The 13739-nt window shown below is 50.6% G+C and carries 14 protein-coding genes; 10 read left to right on the plus strand and 4 right to left on the minus strand.

Annotated features, from left to right (window positions below; all coding sequences use genetic code 11):
- Nucleotides 1-150 precede the first annotated feature (150 nt).
- Nucleotides 151-1398 (plus strand): serine/threonine transporter SstT, encoded by a 1248-nt coding sequence (gene sstT / locus CLR69_RS13015; protein ID WP_129712876.1) that lies wholly within the window; start codon nucleotides 151-153, stop codon nucleotides 1396-1398.
- 513 nt (nucleotides 1399-1911) lie between these two features.
- Here the strand turns inward: sstT and CLR69_RS13020 are convergent.
- The 4 genes from CLR69_RS13020 to uxaC form a co-directional block, all read right to left on the minus strand.
- Nucleotides 1912-2442, minus strand: coding sequence for a YgjV family protein (locus CLR69_RS13020; protein ID WP_129702756.1), 531 nt, complete (start codon nucleotides 2440-2442; stop codon nucleotides 1912-1914).
- Between the two features lie 89 nt (nucleotides 2443-2531).
- Nucleotides 2532-4022 (minus strand): UxaA family hydrolase, encoded by a 1491-nt coding sequence (locus CLR69_RS13025; RefSeq protein ID WP_129702755.1) that lies wholly within the window; start codon nucleotides 4020-4022, stop codon nucleotides 2532-2534.
- Between the two features lie 19 nt (nucleotides 4023-4041).
- Nucleotides 4042-5508, minus strand: a complete 1467-nt coding sequence (locus CLR69_RS13030) for a tagaturonate reductase (RefSeq protein ID WP_129712846.1) — start codon at nucleotides 5506-5508, stop codon at nucleotides 4042-4044.
- 208 nt (nucleotides 5509-5716) lie between these two features.
- On the minus strand, nucleotides 5717-7126 hold the full coding sequence (gene uxaC / locus CLR69_RS13035; protein ID WP_129712847.1) for a glucuronate isomerase: 1410 nt from the start codon (nucleotides 7124-7126) through the stop codon (nucleotides 5717-5719).
- A 416-nt stretch (nucleotides 7127-7542) separates the two neighbouring features.
- On the opposite strand from uxaC, the gene CLR69_RS13040 reads away from it, so the two are divergent.
- From CLR69_RS13040 to CLR69_RS13080, 9 genes are all read left to right on the plus strand, one after another.
- A complete protein-coding gene (locus tag CLR69_RS13040) occupies nucleotides 7543-8844 on the plus strand; it encodes an MFS transporter (protein ID WP_129702752.1) in 1302 nt (433 codons plus the stop codon).
- Between the two features lie 207 nt (nucleotides 8845-9051).
- Nucleotides 9052-9828 (plus strand): transcriptional regulator ExuR, encoded by a 777-nt coding sequence (exuR, locus tag CLR69_RS13045; RefSeq protein ID WP_039303063.1) that lies wholly within the window; start codon nucleotides 9052-9054, stop codon nucleotides 9826-9828.
- A gap of 487 nt (nucleotides 9829-10315) precedes the next feature.
- Complete coding sequence (locus tag CLR69_RS13050) at nucleotides 10316-10999, plus strand: DedA family protein (RefSeq protein WP_129702751.1); 684 nt, start codon at nucleotides 10316-10318, stop codon at nucleotides 10997-10999.
- 2 nt (nucleotides 11000-11001) lie between these two features.
- Nucleotides 11002-11397: an EnvZ/OmpR regulon moderator MzrA gene (mzrA, locus tag CLR69_RS13055; protein ID WP_129712848.1), complete on the plus strand. Its 396-nt coding sequence runs from the start codon at nucleotides 11002-11004 to the stop codon at nucleotides 11395-11397.
- Between the two features lie 5 nt (nucleotides 11398-11402).
- Complete coding sequence (locus CLR69_RS13060; protein WP_129702749.1) at nucleotides 11403-11792, plus strand: DUF1090 domain-containing protein; 390 nt, start codon at nucleotides 11403-11405, stop codon at nucleotides 11790-11792.
- Between the two features lie 190 nt (nucleotides 11793-11982).
- Nucleotides 11983-12288, plus strand: coding sequence for an ElaB/YgaM/YqjD family protein (locus tag CLR69_RS13065; protein ID WP_129702748.1), 306 nt, complete (start codon nucleotides 11983-11985; stop codon nucleotides 12286-12288).
- A gap of 13 nt (nucleotides 12289-12301) precedes the next feature.
- The gene (locus CLR69_RS13070) at nucleotides 12302-12697 is read left to right on the plus strand and encodes a phage holin family protein (protein WP_129702747.1); all 396 of its coding nucleotides are present in this window, start codon (nucleotides 12302-12304) and stop codon (nucleotides 12695-12697) included.
- Entirely contained in the window at nucleotides 12694-12984 is a 291-nt protein-coding gene (locus CLR69_RS13075) for a YqjK-like family protein (protein ID WP_129702746.1), read from the plus strand. Before CLR69_RS13070 ends, CLR69_RS13075 begins: the two co-directional genes overlap by 4 nt.
- A gap of 273 nt (nucleotides 12985-13257) precedes the next feature.
- Nucleotides 13258-13653, plus strand: a complete 396-nt coding sequence (locus CLR69_RS13080; protein ID WP_129702745.1) for a DoxX family protein — start codon at nucleotides 13258-13260, stop codon at nucleotides 13651-13653.
- Nucleotides 13654-13739: the final 86 nt, after the last annotated feature.

Raw genomic sequence — 13739 nt, forward strand, 5'->3', positions numbered from 1 at the left:
CCACATCGCCGCTTTTCTCAAAAGCAAATTTTCATATACTGATACATGTAAACACATTTAGTTACGGAAAGAAAAAGCCACCCGGTACATGCCAGAGGTGTCAGCTCCGTGCACACAATCACTAAACGGAACGGTTACACCGTCAAAATTATGGAAACTCAACAGTCTCGTTTTTTGCAGTACATTACTCGCGGTAGTCTGGTTCAGCAGATCCTTCTGGGGCTTGCGGCCGGTATTATCCTGGCCTCTCTGTCTACGCAGGCCGCGTTGGCTGCCGGTTTATTGGGAACGCTGTTCGTCGGCGCATTGAAAGCCGTCGCGCCCGTTCTGGTATTGGTACTGGTCATGGCCTCTATCGCCAACCACCAGCAAGGGCAGAAAACCAATATCCGCCCTATCCTGTTTCTCTACCTCATCGGAACCTTCTCTGCGGCGCTGATTGCCGTGGTGCTAAGCGTTCTTTTCCCTTCCACGCTGGCGCTCAACGCGCAGGCCACCGACATTACGCCGCCATCAGGAATTGTCGAAGTGCTGGAGGGGCTGTTGATGAGCGTCATCGCCAACCCCATTCACGCTCTGCTGAATGCAAATTACATCGGTATCCTGGTCTGGGCCGTTGGGCTGGGCATTGCGTTCCGACACGGTTCGGACAGTACAAAAAACATGATTAACGATGCCTCCAACGCGGTCACAATGATTGTACGTGTAGTGATTCGTTTCGCACCGCTGGGGATTTTCGGTCTGGTGGCGTCAACGTTGGCGGAGACTGGCTTCGGCGCGCTATGGGGCTATGCCCATCTGCTGATGGTACTGATCGGCGGTATGCTGCTGGTCGCGTTGGTAGTCAACCCACTCATCGTCTATTGGAAAATTCGCAGCAACCCTTATCCACTGGTGCTACGCTGCCTGCGTGAGAGCGGCGTGACCGCCTTCTTCACCCGCAGCTCTGCCGCTAATATTCCGGTAAATATGGAGCTATGCCGTAAGCTGAATCTGGATGAAGACACATACTCTGTCGCCATCCCGCTGGGTGCCACCATCAATATGGCAGGTGCGGCGATTACCATCACGGTACTGACGCTGGCCGCTGCACATACGCTGGGCATTCAGATCGACTTACCAACCGCGCTGCTGCTCAGCGTCGTGGCGTCGCTGTGCGCCTGTGGCGCATCGGGCGTAGCGGGTGGCTCACTGTTGCTGATTCCGCTGGCGTGCAGCATGTTTGGTATTTCCAACGATATCGCCATGCAGGTCGTCGCCGTTGGCTTCATCATCGGCGTCTTACAGGACTCGGCAGAAACCGCGGTGAACTCCTCAACGGACGTGATGTTCATCGCCGCCGTGTGTCACGCGGAAGATGCCAAACTGGCGGAAAAAGAGCGCCTAAATCTGCTGTAACCGATTAGGGGTAGCTCCCCCCTTTACGATAGGCGGCCTTTTAGCCACGCGTAGTGTAGTAGAGCAAGTCGGTTGTCAGTCATTCGGCGTAAGAAATTATGCTGAGGAGATAGCTGGCTAGGATGAGCCGCATGGACGCGGCTCAAGCTTGCGCCACGCAGGACAAAAACGTCAGAGACGTTTTTGAACAGCACTTGTGCTGGCCCGAAGGGCGAGTCCCATTTATGGGGCGAGTAACCGTGTCGCAAGCGGTCCGTTAAGCCTGATACCGACGAAGGTATCGCGCAGCGACATAATTTAGCCGGAAGCCAGGGTTCACAGGGCGACGGCGACTGAGCCGCCCTGTGTCGGCGCGTGCTACGAGGTAGCATGGAAATGGAGGTATTCTTGCGCACGAAACCCTTTCCACATCTACATAAAATATTACTAAGAAGCAGCTCCTCGCAGAAGGAGGAACGTAGTTATGTAGAAAACAGATTTACTCCCGCATCTCGACCAGCGAAAAACCTGAAATTATGCCTTCTTCTCTACGCTGAAAGGATCGATGCCGCGCTGCTGCATACGCCAGAAGCGGATAATGTTAAAACCATTCATCAGCAAGAAGCTGCCTTCGATCAGCGAGCCACCAATCGAGCCCAGCCAGATATTATGCGCGACCCAGCCAGCGGTTGAGCACCACATCACGCAGCGAGTCGTTAACCCAGAGGTGCGGAACAGCGCCCAGGTACTGACGACAGTACCCGCTATCGGCAGCAGTTCCATCGCATGATGCATGCCCGATAAACCAAAGAGCAGCGTGAGCGAGATAAAAACAAACATCACAAGAATATTGTGCGTTTTCAATGAAATGATCGTACGTGCCGAGTTCAACAATGCGCTGGCACCCGCCGCATTTGCTCCCATAAGGAAGAAATGCAGGCCAATCACAGCGCTGTATGCCGATAGCTGTATTTTAAATTTTTGATCGTTACGGTTGAAAAACATGGTGATACCGACCAGAAACGCCAATACACCAACAGACTGGGCAATCCAATACTGTGTCATGATCCCTGCCTCTAAAAAGTTGCTGCGAAAAAAAACGGCGTCATTATAAAAATGAAACGCCGTTTTATTTTAATTGGAATAAATAATATTTACAACGTCACGCCGCTCTTAAATATGGCTAATTCGCGGAAGTCGTTTACTTCATTCTTCGTACGCTTACCGTCGGCAATCTCGACAATCAGTTCTACAAACTGACTCAGCAGTTCATCCATTGGCATATCGTGAATCAGACGCCCCGCATCGAAATCAATCCAGTGCGGTTTCTTTTTCGCCAGTTCGCTGTTGGTTGCCAGTTTTACGGTAGGCACAAATCCGCCGTAAGGCGTGCCACGTCCGGTACTGAAGAGCACCATATGACAACCCGCACCCGCCAGCGCGCTGGTAGCTACGGCATCATTCCCCGGCGCGCTGAGTAGATTAAGCCCAGGAGTGTGTAAGCGCTCACCATATTTCAGCACGTCCACGACCTTGCTCTGCCCTGCTTTTTGCGTACAGCCCAGTGATTTCTCTTCCAGCGTAGTGATCCCCCCCGCCTTGTTACCCGGCGATGGGTTCTCATAAATCGGCTGATTGTGCGCGATAAAGTACTGTTTGAAGTCATTCACCATGTGCACGGTTTTCTCAAACGTGGCTTCATCACGGCAGCGGCTCATCAGAATACGTTCCGCACCGAACATTTCCGGTACTTCGGTCAGAACAGTGGTGCCGCCATTGGCGATCAGATAGTCGGAGAAGCGACCTAACAGCGGGTTGGCAGTAATACCGGACAACCCATCTGAACCGCCGCATTCCAAGCCAAACTTCAGTTCGCTCAGCTTGCCCGGCTCGCGTTTGTCATGGCGCATCGCTTCATACAGCGTGTGCAGACGCTCCAGGCCGGCTTCAACCTCATCGTCCTGCTGCTGGCATACCATGAACGTGACACGATCGGAATCAAAACCACCCAATGTGGTGCGGAACGCGTCAACCTGGTTGTTTTCACAGCCCAGGCCGATCACCAACACCGCACCCGCATTGGGGTGACGCACCATGTTTTGCAGCATCGTACGGGTATTCTCGTGATCCTGACCGAGCTGTGAGCAGCCAAAGGTATGGCTAAACAGGTAAACGCCGTCGATACCTTCCGCATCATTGGTTTCTTTCAGGAAACGCTGCTGAATCTGGCGAGCAATCCCGTTCACACAGCCAACGGTTGGCAGAATCCACAATTCATTACGGATACCGACATCGCCATTTTTACGGCGATAAAGCTGCACCTCTCGATCGCCCATCTGTGGCGGCAATTCGAGAAACTCAGGCTGGTACTGATATTCATCCAGATCGCTCAGATTGGTTTTCGCATTCTGGGAGTGAATATGTTCTCCGGGAGCAATAGACACCAATGCATGGCCGATCGGCAGGCCATATTTGGTAATCATTTCTCCCGGTGCGATGGTTTCTAGCGCGAACTTATGTCCGCGCACGACAGGTTGCTGAAGTGTCACCGTATGGCTATCCACCGACACCGTTTCGCCTTGCTCGACATCACGCAGGGCGACAGCCACATTGTCCAGAGAATGAATTTTTATAATACTTTGCATGGATAACCCTTCTTGCTGATTAGCAATAACCTTCCACGGCTGCGCGCATACCGCGCTCAACAATGGTTTGCAACTGTTCAGTCACTTGCGCAGCCAGACCAGGAACTTGTGTTAAATCTTGTTCCCAGTGATCTGCATCGCGCAGTACTACATTCACCAACTCAGCCAAGCTGACGGTGTTTTCTTTTACGCCCGCCCACAGCGTGGAATAACGCTCCAGCCAGTGTGCGTCATCCTGCAACGGATAGGTTTGTAACACATCGCCTTCACCGCTGCGCTCGCCGCGATAGAATGCAATCAGAGCCGCCAGCGCAAACGTCAGGCGCGCAGGCAATTCACCGTGACGTTCACGGTAAGTCAGCAGTTGCGGCAGAATGCGGGTACGGAATTTGGTCATGCCATTCAGCGAGATAGATAACAGCTGATGCTGAATGAACGGGTTACGGAAGCGGCTTAGCACGGCCTGAGCAAACGAGGTCAGTTCGTCATGAGGTAAATCCAATACCGGTACAATCTCTTCGGCAATGGTCTTTTCCACGAATTTGCCAATCAGGGCATCATTCATCGATTCGCCAACGGTATCCAGACCCGCCAGGAATGCGACCGGTACCAGCGCGGTATGGGCACCGTTAAGAATTGCCACTTTGCGTTCTTTATATGGCTTGATGTCATCAACGATACGTACGTTCAGATCCAGCTTGTTCAGACGTAATTCTTCTGCCAACCACTGTGGCCCTTGAATCACAAACAGATAGAAGTGCTCCGCCGTATCCCAGAATGTATCCTGATAGCCCATTTCCTGCTGTAGCGCCTCAACTTCGGCACGCGGGTAACCCGTAACAATACGGTCCACCAGAGTCGAGCAGAACGTGTTGTGATCATTCAACCAGGCGGTAAACGTTGGCGTCAGTTCCCACTGTGCGGCATAGCGCAGCACCAGCTCTTTCAGCGCCACGCCGTTGTAATCAATCAGTTCACACGGCAGCAGCACCCAGCCTTTATCCGCGGCACCGTCAAAATGGCAGAAGCGCTCGTACAGCAGACGGGTTAATTTTGCCGGGAAACTAACAGGCGGAGCGTCGCTCAAGCGGTCATCGGCGTGGTAGCTGATACCCGCTTCGGTGGTATTAGAGAACACGAAGCGAATGTTTGGATCGTGCGCCAAAGCCAGATATTCATCGAACTGACGGTACACGTTGATTTCACGGTTTACCGAACGGATCAGACGCGGTTCGCGAACCGCTTCACCCTGCTCGTTCAGGCCACGGATAATGGTGGTGTACAGCCCATCCTGAGTATCCAGCGCGGGCGGGAAATCAGAATCGATCGGGCGAACCACGACAATACCCGCATCCAGATCGGTATGCTCATTCAGCAAGTCCAGTTGCCAATCGACAAAAGCACGCAGGAAGTTGCCTTCACCAAACTGAATAACACGATCCGGGTGTTGACGACCGGGGAAATTACGACGATTTAACGTTTGCATTAACAGGCTACCTCAGGACGAATCTCACATTCAGGGCACGACCGATAAACCGTCATCCTTGCCCTCTCATTCATATTCACCAGCACCGTATCAATAACCACGCACGCTGATGACAAAAGACCGAGACATCGAGAGCCGCGGCGTCACTCCCTTGGGGAATATTACCGCCGCGCCTCTCGCGCAATTCACACCTTATGACGCGGCGGAATTACAGCTCGATGGCAAAATAATTTTTAGCGTTATCGAAACTGATGTTTTTCACCATTTCGCCCAGCAGAGGCAGATCTGCTGGCGCTTCACCATCTTCCACCCAGCGGCCAATCATCTGGCACAGAATGCGGCGGAAATATTCATGACGGGTATAAGACAGGAAGCTACGGCTGTCGGTCAGCATACCAACGAACCGGCTCAGCAAACCAAGTTGCGCTAGCTGGGTCATCTGGCGTTGCATGCCATCTTTCTGATCGTTGAACCACCAGCCGGAACCAAACTGCATTTTGCCCGGCATACCTTCACCCTGGAAGTTACCGATCATGGTGCCAAGCACTTCGTTATCGCGTGGGTTCAGGCAGTAAAGGATGGTTTTCGGCAGCAGATTTTCTTCATTCTGCTTGCTGAGCAGGCGAGACAGTTCTTGAGCCAGCGGACGGTCATTGATGGAGTCGAAGCCCACATCCGGCCCCAGCAGCTTGAACTGACGCAGGTTATTGTTGCGCAGTGCGCCAATGTGATACTGCTGAACCCAACCGCGACGCGCATATTCCGCACCCAGCCAAACCAGAACACCGGTCTTGAACTGTGCAACTTCATGGTCGCTCAGCGCTTCACCCGCAAGGCGACGCGCCAGAATTTTATCTAGCGTTGCGTCATCCGCTTCGGCAAACATCACCACATCCAGCGCGTGGTCGGACACTTTACAGCCGTGTGCTGCGAAGTGATCCAGACGCTTGGTCAGCGCCGTTTGCAGATCGTTGAAGCGACGAATGTCGGTGTCAGAAACTTCACCCAACTTCGCCATATAGTCGTTAAAGGTTGCCAACTCAATGTTGAACGCTTTATCTGGGCGCCAGCTCGGCAACACTTTGATAGAGAAACTTGAATCCTGAGCAACCGTTTTATGGTGGCGCAGATCGTCAATGGGATCATCTGTCGTACCGACCATTTTCACATTCATCTGCTGCATGATACCGCGCGCAGTAAAGTCATCGCGCTCCAGCATGGCATTGCAACGATCCCAGATGTCTTTTGCCGTGCCTGGCGATAACAGCGTACCAGTGACGCCGAACGGACGGCGCAGTTCCAGGTGTGTCCAGTGATAAAGCGGATTGCCGATGGTGTGCGGCACGGTTGCAGCCCAGGCTTCAAATTTTTCCCAATCGCTGGCATCACCCGTACACAAGCGCTCAGGCACGCCGTTAGTACGCATCGCACGCCATTTGTAGTGATCGCCCTTCAACCAGATGTCATACAAATTTTTGAAACGATAGTTTTCCGCGATCTGTTCAGGCGGTAAATGACAGTGGTAGTCAAAGATAGGTTGGTCGACGGCATACTCATGATAAAGGCGGCGAGCAAATTCAGTATCTAACAGAAAATCTTCACTCAGAAACTGGGGCATGTTTTCTTCCTTACCGTGCTTCTTGTGCACCAAATGGGTTGGTCGTTAAAAGATATCACACCAATTATGCGCAATATCTCACAGCATTTGTGAGGTCATGATCGCAAAAATGTAACAAGCAGTACAATAACTCAGCACTTTTGGCCCTGTACGGCTGACTCTTCTCTATTTAAACGAAGAATTCATTATTCCGCATAAAAATAATGGTTTTGTGATATCACTCAACTTTTAAAGTTGTATGACAAATTATTGTAGCGCTGCCTTAAGCAGGGATTCAATCGCTATCTCACAAAGAGAAGGGTTTTCCTGTTCAGCACAACAAAAAAACGTGTCGCATTACATCACAAGACACATCACACCGTGACGCTACTCAAGAGCCACCACTGTGTTTTTTATTGACTCGGAGAGAAAGTTAAATGCGTAAAATCAAAGGATTACGCTGGTATATGATCGGCTTGGTGACCATCGGCACCGTGCTGGGATATCTGACGCGTAATGCAATTTCCGTCGCCGCACCGACGCTACAAGACCAATTGCATATCACCACACAGCAATATTCTTACATCGTTGCAGCCTACTCAGCTTGTTATACCATTATGCAGCCCATCGCCGGCTATGTACTGGATTTGCTTGGCACAAAAGTCGGCTATGCCATGTTTGCCATTCTGTGGGCAATCTTCTGTATGGGAACTGCGTTGGCAAACAGCTGGGGCGGCCTGGCTATCGCCCGCGGCGCGGTCGGTATGGCAGAAGCAGCGATGATCCCTGCGGGCCTGAAAGCCAGCAGCGAGTGGTTCCCGGCAAAAGAGCGTTCAGTCGCGGTCGGTTACTTCAATGTGGGATCATCCATCGGTGCGATGATCGCTCCACCTTTGGTGGTATGGGCCATTGTGGCACACAGTTGGGAAATGGCTTTTATCATTACCGGTGGGCTTAGCATGGTCTGGGCCATCTGCTGGCTCGTTTTCTATAAACACCCGAAAGATCAGAAAAAGCTCAGCGACGAAGAGCGCGACTACATTCTTAGCGGCCAAGAAGCGCAGCACCAAACCAATAACTCGAAGAAAATGTCTGCCTGGCAGATCCTGCGTAATCGCCAATTCTGGGGTATCGCACTGCCGCGCTTTCTGGCTGAACCAGCTTGGGGAACTTTCAACGCATGGATCCCGCTGTTCATGTTTAAAGCCTATGGCTTTAACCTGAAAGAAATCGCTATGTTCGCCTGGATGCCGATGCTGTTCGCCGATATCGGCTGTATTCTAGGTGGCTATTTGCCGATGCTGTTCCAGAAACATTTCAAAGTGAACCTGATCGTTTCTCGCAAACTCGTGGTAACCATGGGTGCGATACTGATGATTGCTCCTGGGATGATCGGGCTGTTTTCCAGTCCTTATGTCGCCATTGCGCTGCTGTGTGTCGGTGGTTTCGCGCACCAGTCGCTGTCCGGCGCGCTGATTACTCTGTCATCTGACGTATTCGGCCGCAATGAAGTCGCGACGGCAAACGGCTTAACAGGTATGGCTGCCTGGATGGCAAGTACCATGTTTGCACTGGTTGTGGGCGCACTGGCTGATACGCTGGGCTTTAGCCCACTGTTTGCTGCACTCGCGGTCTTTGACCTGCTGGGCGCCGTCGTAATCTGGACTGTGTTGAAAAACCAACCTGCTTCAGAAGTCGCCGCTGCGGCTGAAACATTGAAAGAAGCCAACCAGCACTGATAGTTCCTGCATTATCCTGACTCATCCGGTATGATTTGATACCGGGTGAGCCACCTCCCCAGTAACACATTGTAATAACTGTGACCACAACATTGGTTGCTGCTATGATTAAGTGGTATAACAAATCATCCCTCAAAGATTAACGAGATAGACACTCAGGCCCTGACGTGGCACATGGACCGTCATCTATCGAGAGTAGACATCATCATGGCACTCACTGAACCCCGACGGCTATACCAGCAGTTAGCCGCAGAATTAAAACAGCGCATCGAAAGCGGTATGTATCAGGTCGGCGAAAAATTACCGGCAGAGCGTTATATTTCTGAAGAAATGAACGTTAGTCGCACCGTGGTACGCGAAGCCATCATCATGCTGGAGGTCGAAGGTTACGTTGAAGTCCGCAAGGGTTCAGGCATCCATGTGATTTCCAACCAGCAGAAGAACCCGTTCATTAATAGCGGTGACATTGAATTTGTCGCAGCCGGTCCGTTTGAGCTGCTTCAGGCACGCCAGCTCATTGAAAGCAATATTGCCGAATTTGCAGCAACGCAGGTGACCCGTCAGGACATCATCCAACTGATGGAAATTCAGGAATATGCACGTCAGGAAGATCGTTTCCGTGATTCTCAGTGGGATCTCAAATTTCACGTTCAGGTCGCGCTCGCAACACAAAATTCCGCGATGGCAACCATCGTCGAGAAAATGTGGAGCCAACGGATTCACAATCCATACTGGCGCAAACTGCATGAGCACATTGACGATAAGTCGATTGAAAGCTGGTGTGAAGAACACGATCGCATCCTTAAAGCACTGATTCGCAAAGATCCTTACGCTGCAAAACTGGCGATGTGGCAACATCTGGAAAACACCAAGCAGATGCTGTTTCGCGCCACAACGGATGATTTCGAGTTTAACGTCGATCGCTATATGTTTGCCGAAAATCCGGTCGTTCATCTCGACCAAATACACACTGGCAAGTCCTAAAATATGCATTTTCCCCCTCGTTTTGAACAAAGGGGGAAAATTTTGAACCTGAGGGAAAAAGTCAGAAAACGTTGATTTCTGTCAGCGAGTGTAAAATATCGCAGAAATCCCAACTCTTCCTCGAAAAATCCCCCTAAACCGCCCGAGTTGTCGTAATATTTTTCTGTCTCAGCAACACCTATTTTGTTACAGTTAACGCGTCTTTCTTACGCTTAATCCGTCGCTTTGGATGCAAAGTCTGCCAAGACCAAACAATCCCCAAGCTGCCTGTTTATCAGGTGCGCAGCGAAAAATGAGCATCAAGTCAGACACCAGCGTCACTATCAGGCGGAAAAAACAGAGATCATCAAAAAATCACAATCCTGTGTCCTGATATACCCGAAATAACGTGAAGTATGACGGGTATAAAACTGTATTCACTCTTGTCATGTCTAGAAGCGTGATTGTCGCCAAGGCTAAAATGCAACAGCAGTATTAGGAATACCGGATGGAATTAATCAAAGAACTGTTAAACGCACTCTGGCATCAGGATTTCGATATTTTAGCCGACCCAAAGCTGGTGTGGACCATCTATATATTGCTGTTTCTGATTATCTTTCTGGAAAATGGCCTGCTCCCCGCCGCTTTCTTACCTGGCGATAGCTTGCTCATTTTAGTCGGTGTCCTCGTCGCCAAAGGCACAATGAATTACCCTTTTACGATATTTTTACTGACGACAGCCGCCAGCCTCGGCTGCTGGGCCAGCTATGTCCAAGGTAAATGGCTTGGCAATACGGGAATTGTTCAGGGCTGGCTATCACATTTGCCTGCACACTATCACCAGCGCGCCCACCAACTCTTTCACCGTCACGGCCTGTCCGCGCTTTTAGTTGGCCGTTTTCTGGCTTTCGTACGAACACTGTTACCCACCATCGCTGGCTTATCAGGCCTGAATAACGCGCGCTTTCAGTTCTTTAACTGGATGAGCGGGTTCCTGTGGGTGTTTATTCTGGTTACGCTGGGCTTCGCCTTAGGAAAAACAACGGTCTTCATGAAGTATGAAGACGAACTGATGTTCTTCCTCATGATGCTGCCACTGGCGCTACTGTTTATCGGTCTGTTTGGATCGCTCTTTGTACTTTGGCGTAAAAAACGCGACGCTAGCGCAAATAATGCAGAAAAAGGGAGCTAACCGTGTCAATCCGCTGGTTATTCCCTACGTTATCGCCCAGAAAAGTAGGCCGTATACTGCTACTGCTTGCTCTACCCATTATCGTATTGACACAGTCGCAGTCACCACGTCATTCCCAAGACGATGCTATGCTACACATCAAGCCTTATGATGGTGCCGCATTGCCAGATGGCTTTTACGTATATCAACGTCTCAATGAAAAAGGGATTGCGATCAAAAGCATTACACCAGAGCAAGATAGCCTGATCGTCCGTCTTGCTTCGCCAGAACAGAGTATCGCTGCCAGAGATGTCCTGCGTTTATCTCTGCCTAAAGTCACGATTACCGCGCAACAGGCGACAAACCCGACACCATTTTGGCAGCAGAAACTGACACAGAAACAATCCAAACTGGGGTGACGAATATGAAACTGTCTCCATCTGTTATTGTACTATCTGTCCTTTTTTCCGGTCATGCTCTTGCGAATACCGCTGGTCAGGTGGAAACCTGTCAGCAGAAAGCGCACGATATTCAGCGCCAAATCGATGAAGCACACAAGCACGGTAACCAGAATCGTATCAGTGGATTAGAAAAGGCACTGGACGGTGTAAAAAACCATTGCACAGATGCCGGGCTAGTAGAGAAACATCAGAAAGCGATTGAGGAAAAGCGTAAAGAAGTCGCCGAACGACAGCAGGAACTGAGCGAAAGTCGTCAGAAAGAGGATGACGCAGAGAAGATCCTCAAGCGAGAAAGAAAGCTAGCTGAAGCTGAACAGGCATTACGCGCAGCGGAAAATGGCACATCGCAATAACTCATCACCCCACCGATCTTGTAAACATTGACCATATAAAACACGCAACAACTGTTCGTTTTATACTCAAAAACCAAATCACTAAAATTTACAGTGAGTTATCAGAATTGTCCGTACCCATTTAGGGCGGCATAAATCTCAGCTTCAGCTATAGTTAACGTTCAGGTTTATAACATGAAGGGTTATTAATATGGCTAAAGATCAAAATTCTGAATACCTACGCGCCGAATTGAAATCACTGGCGGACACGCTGGAAGAAGTATTAAGTACCTCCAGCGATAAATCTAAAGCGGAACTGGACAAGCTGCGTAATAAGGCAGAAAGCGCACTGAAAGAAACACGCAACCGTCTGAGCGATACGGGTGAACGCATCGCATCCCAAACTAAAGAAGCGGTTGAATCTGCGGACGACTATGTACGCCAGAACCCGTGGACTGGTGTCGGCATTGGCGCAGCAGTCGGTGTCGTGCTTGGCGTCCTGCTGTCTCGTCGCTAATTAGCGGATTGTTATGACGGATAAATCTCAACAAGGCCCCGCGAGCGGGGTCATGGCTTCTGCTCAGCGCATCATCTCCATTATTGTCAGCATGGTGGAAAGCCGTGTTCGACTAGCTGTAATTGAATTAGAGGAAGAGAAAGCCAATCTGATTCAGTTGCTGATCATGGTCGGGCTAACGCTGCTTTTTGCCACTTTTGGCATTATGAGCCTGATTGCGCTGATCATCTGGGGCATCGATCCGCAATACCGTCTCTTTGCATTGGGGTGTATTACCGCCACATTGCTTGGGTTGGCGGTGATAGGTTGCATATGGACACTCCTGAAGGTACGCCGTTCCACCTTGCTCAAAGCGACGCGTAAAGAGCTGGCAACCGACAGATCGTTGCTTGAGGATGATCCCAAATGAGCCAGCACCAGCAGCGAGACAGAGAAAAAGCCCAGCTACTGCGCCGGATACAGCAGCAGCGGCTGGATTTATCGGCAGGTAAGAAAAATTGGCTGAATACTACCGCCCGTTACGATCGCGGTTGGCAAAGCCTGATGCAATGGCGTAAATACTGGATTGTTGGCTCCAGCCTCGTGGCGCTCTATGGTGTGCGCCATCCTAGCCGCATGATTCGCTGGGGACGCCGCGTTGTCGGGCTGTGGGGAACGTTCAGGCTCGTCCGCAAAACATTTGACCATCGTCCGTAATCCATTCTATTACATCAGCTATTCGCCTTCCCTGTACGACGATTTTCGTCTCACTTTTGCCTAACGCGCTCACATTATCACAGCGCGTTCTTGTACATTTAACCGAACATCAATTTTTCTGAAATAAAACAACAATTATACTCGCTGGTAGCATAAATCATCTCTCTATACTATCTGCCCATAACCTGATGGCAGGCCAAGTTTTCAGACAACACCTGCTACAACAAACACAACAGGGCGATATCGCCCACAACAAAGTTAATTGGAGAGATGATGAAAAATTTAGAAAGCACTGCACTACTGATTGCACGTATCTTAATGCCAATTCTGTTTATCGTTGCAGGTTACGGTAAGCTGGGCGATGCCTATGCAGGCACGCAACAATACATGCAGGCGATGGGCGTACCGACCTTCCTGCTGCCTTTGACCATTCTGCTGGAACTGGGCGGTGGTCTGGCGGTTCTGTTCGGACTGCTGACTCGTACCGTCGCACTGTTCACCGCGGGCTTTACGCTGCTGACCGCACTGCTTTTCCACTCTAACTTTGCGGAAGGCATGAACCAACTGATGTTCATGAAAAACCTGACCATCGCAGGTGGCTACCTCCTGCTGGCTGTAACTGGCCCAGGCGCATTCAGCATCGACCGTCTGCTGGGTAAAAAGTGGTAAGACGGGCCTTCTCCAGCCTGTACTACACTTAATAGTTGAATAGCGAATACATTCAAAATAGCGACGGCAAGCACAACAATGCTTGC

It is taken from the genome of Pectobacterium zantedeschiae (genome assembly GCF_004137795.1).
In the GTDB taxonomy this organism is placed as follows: Bacteria; Pseudomonadota; Gammaproteobacteria; order Enterobacterales; family Enterobacteriaceae; genus Pectobacterium; species Pectobacterium zantedeschiae.

Coding starts and splice junctions, on each gene's coding strand:
- CLR69_RS13075 (WP_129702746.1), top strand. CDS start 12,694: ATGAGCCAGCACCAGCAGCGAGACAGAGAAAAAGCCCAGCTACTGCGC.
- exuR (WP_039303063.1), top strand. CDS start 9,052: ATGGCACTCACTGAACCCCGACGGCTATACCAGCAGTTAGCCGCAGAA.
- CLR69_RS13040 (WP_129702752.1), top strand. CDS start 7,543: ATGCGTAAAATCAAAGGATTACGCTGGTATATGATCGGCTTGGTGACC.
- CLR69_RS13060 (WP_129702749.1), top strand. CDS start 11,403: ATGAAACTGTCTCCATCTGTTATTGTACTATCTGTCCTTTTTTCCGGT.
- uxaC (WP_129712847.1), bottom strand. CDS start 7,126: ATGCCCCAGTTTCTGAGTGAAGATTTTCTGTTAGATACTGAATTTGCT.
- CLR69_RS13020 (WP_129702756.1), bottom strand. CDS start 2,442: ATGACACAGTATTGGATTGCCCAGTCTGTTGGTGTATTGGCGTTTCTG.
- CLR69_RS13050 (WP_129702751.1), top strand. CDS start 10,316: ATGGAATTAATCAAAGAACTGTTAAACGCACTCTGGCATCAGGATTTC.
- CLR69_RS13065 (WP_129702748.1), top strand. CDS start 11,983: ATGGCTAAAGATCAAAATTCTGAATACCTACGCGCCGAATTGAAATCA.
- CLR69_RS13025 (WP_129702755.1), bottom strand. CDS start 4,022: ATGCAAAGTATTATAAAAATTCATTCTCTGGACAATGTGGCTGTCGCC.
- CLR69_RS13070 (WP_129702747.1), top strand. CDS start 12,302: ATGACGGATAAATCTCAACAAGGCCCCGCGAGCGGGGTCATGGCTTCT.
- CLR69_RS13080 (WP_129702745.1), top strand. CDS start 13,258: ATGAAAAATTTAGAAAGCACTGCACTACTGATTGCACGTATCTTAATG.
- sstT (WP_129712876.1), top strand. CDS start 151: ATGGAAACTCAACAGTCTCGTTTTTTGCAGTACATTACTCGCGGTAGT.
- CLR69_RS13030 (WP_129712846.1), bottom strand. CDS start 5,508: ATGCAAACGTTAAATCGTCGTAATTTCCCCGGTCGTCAACACCCGGAT.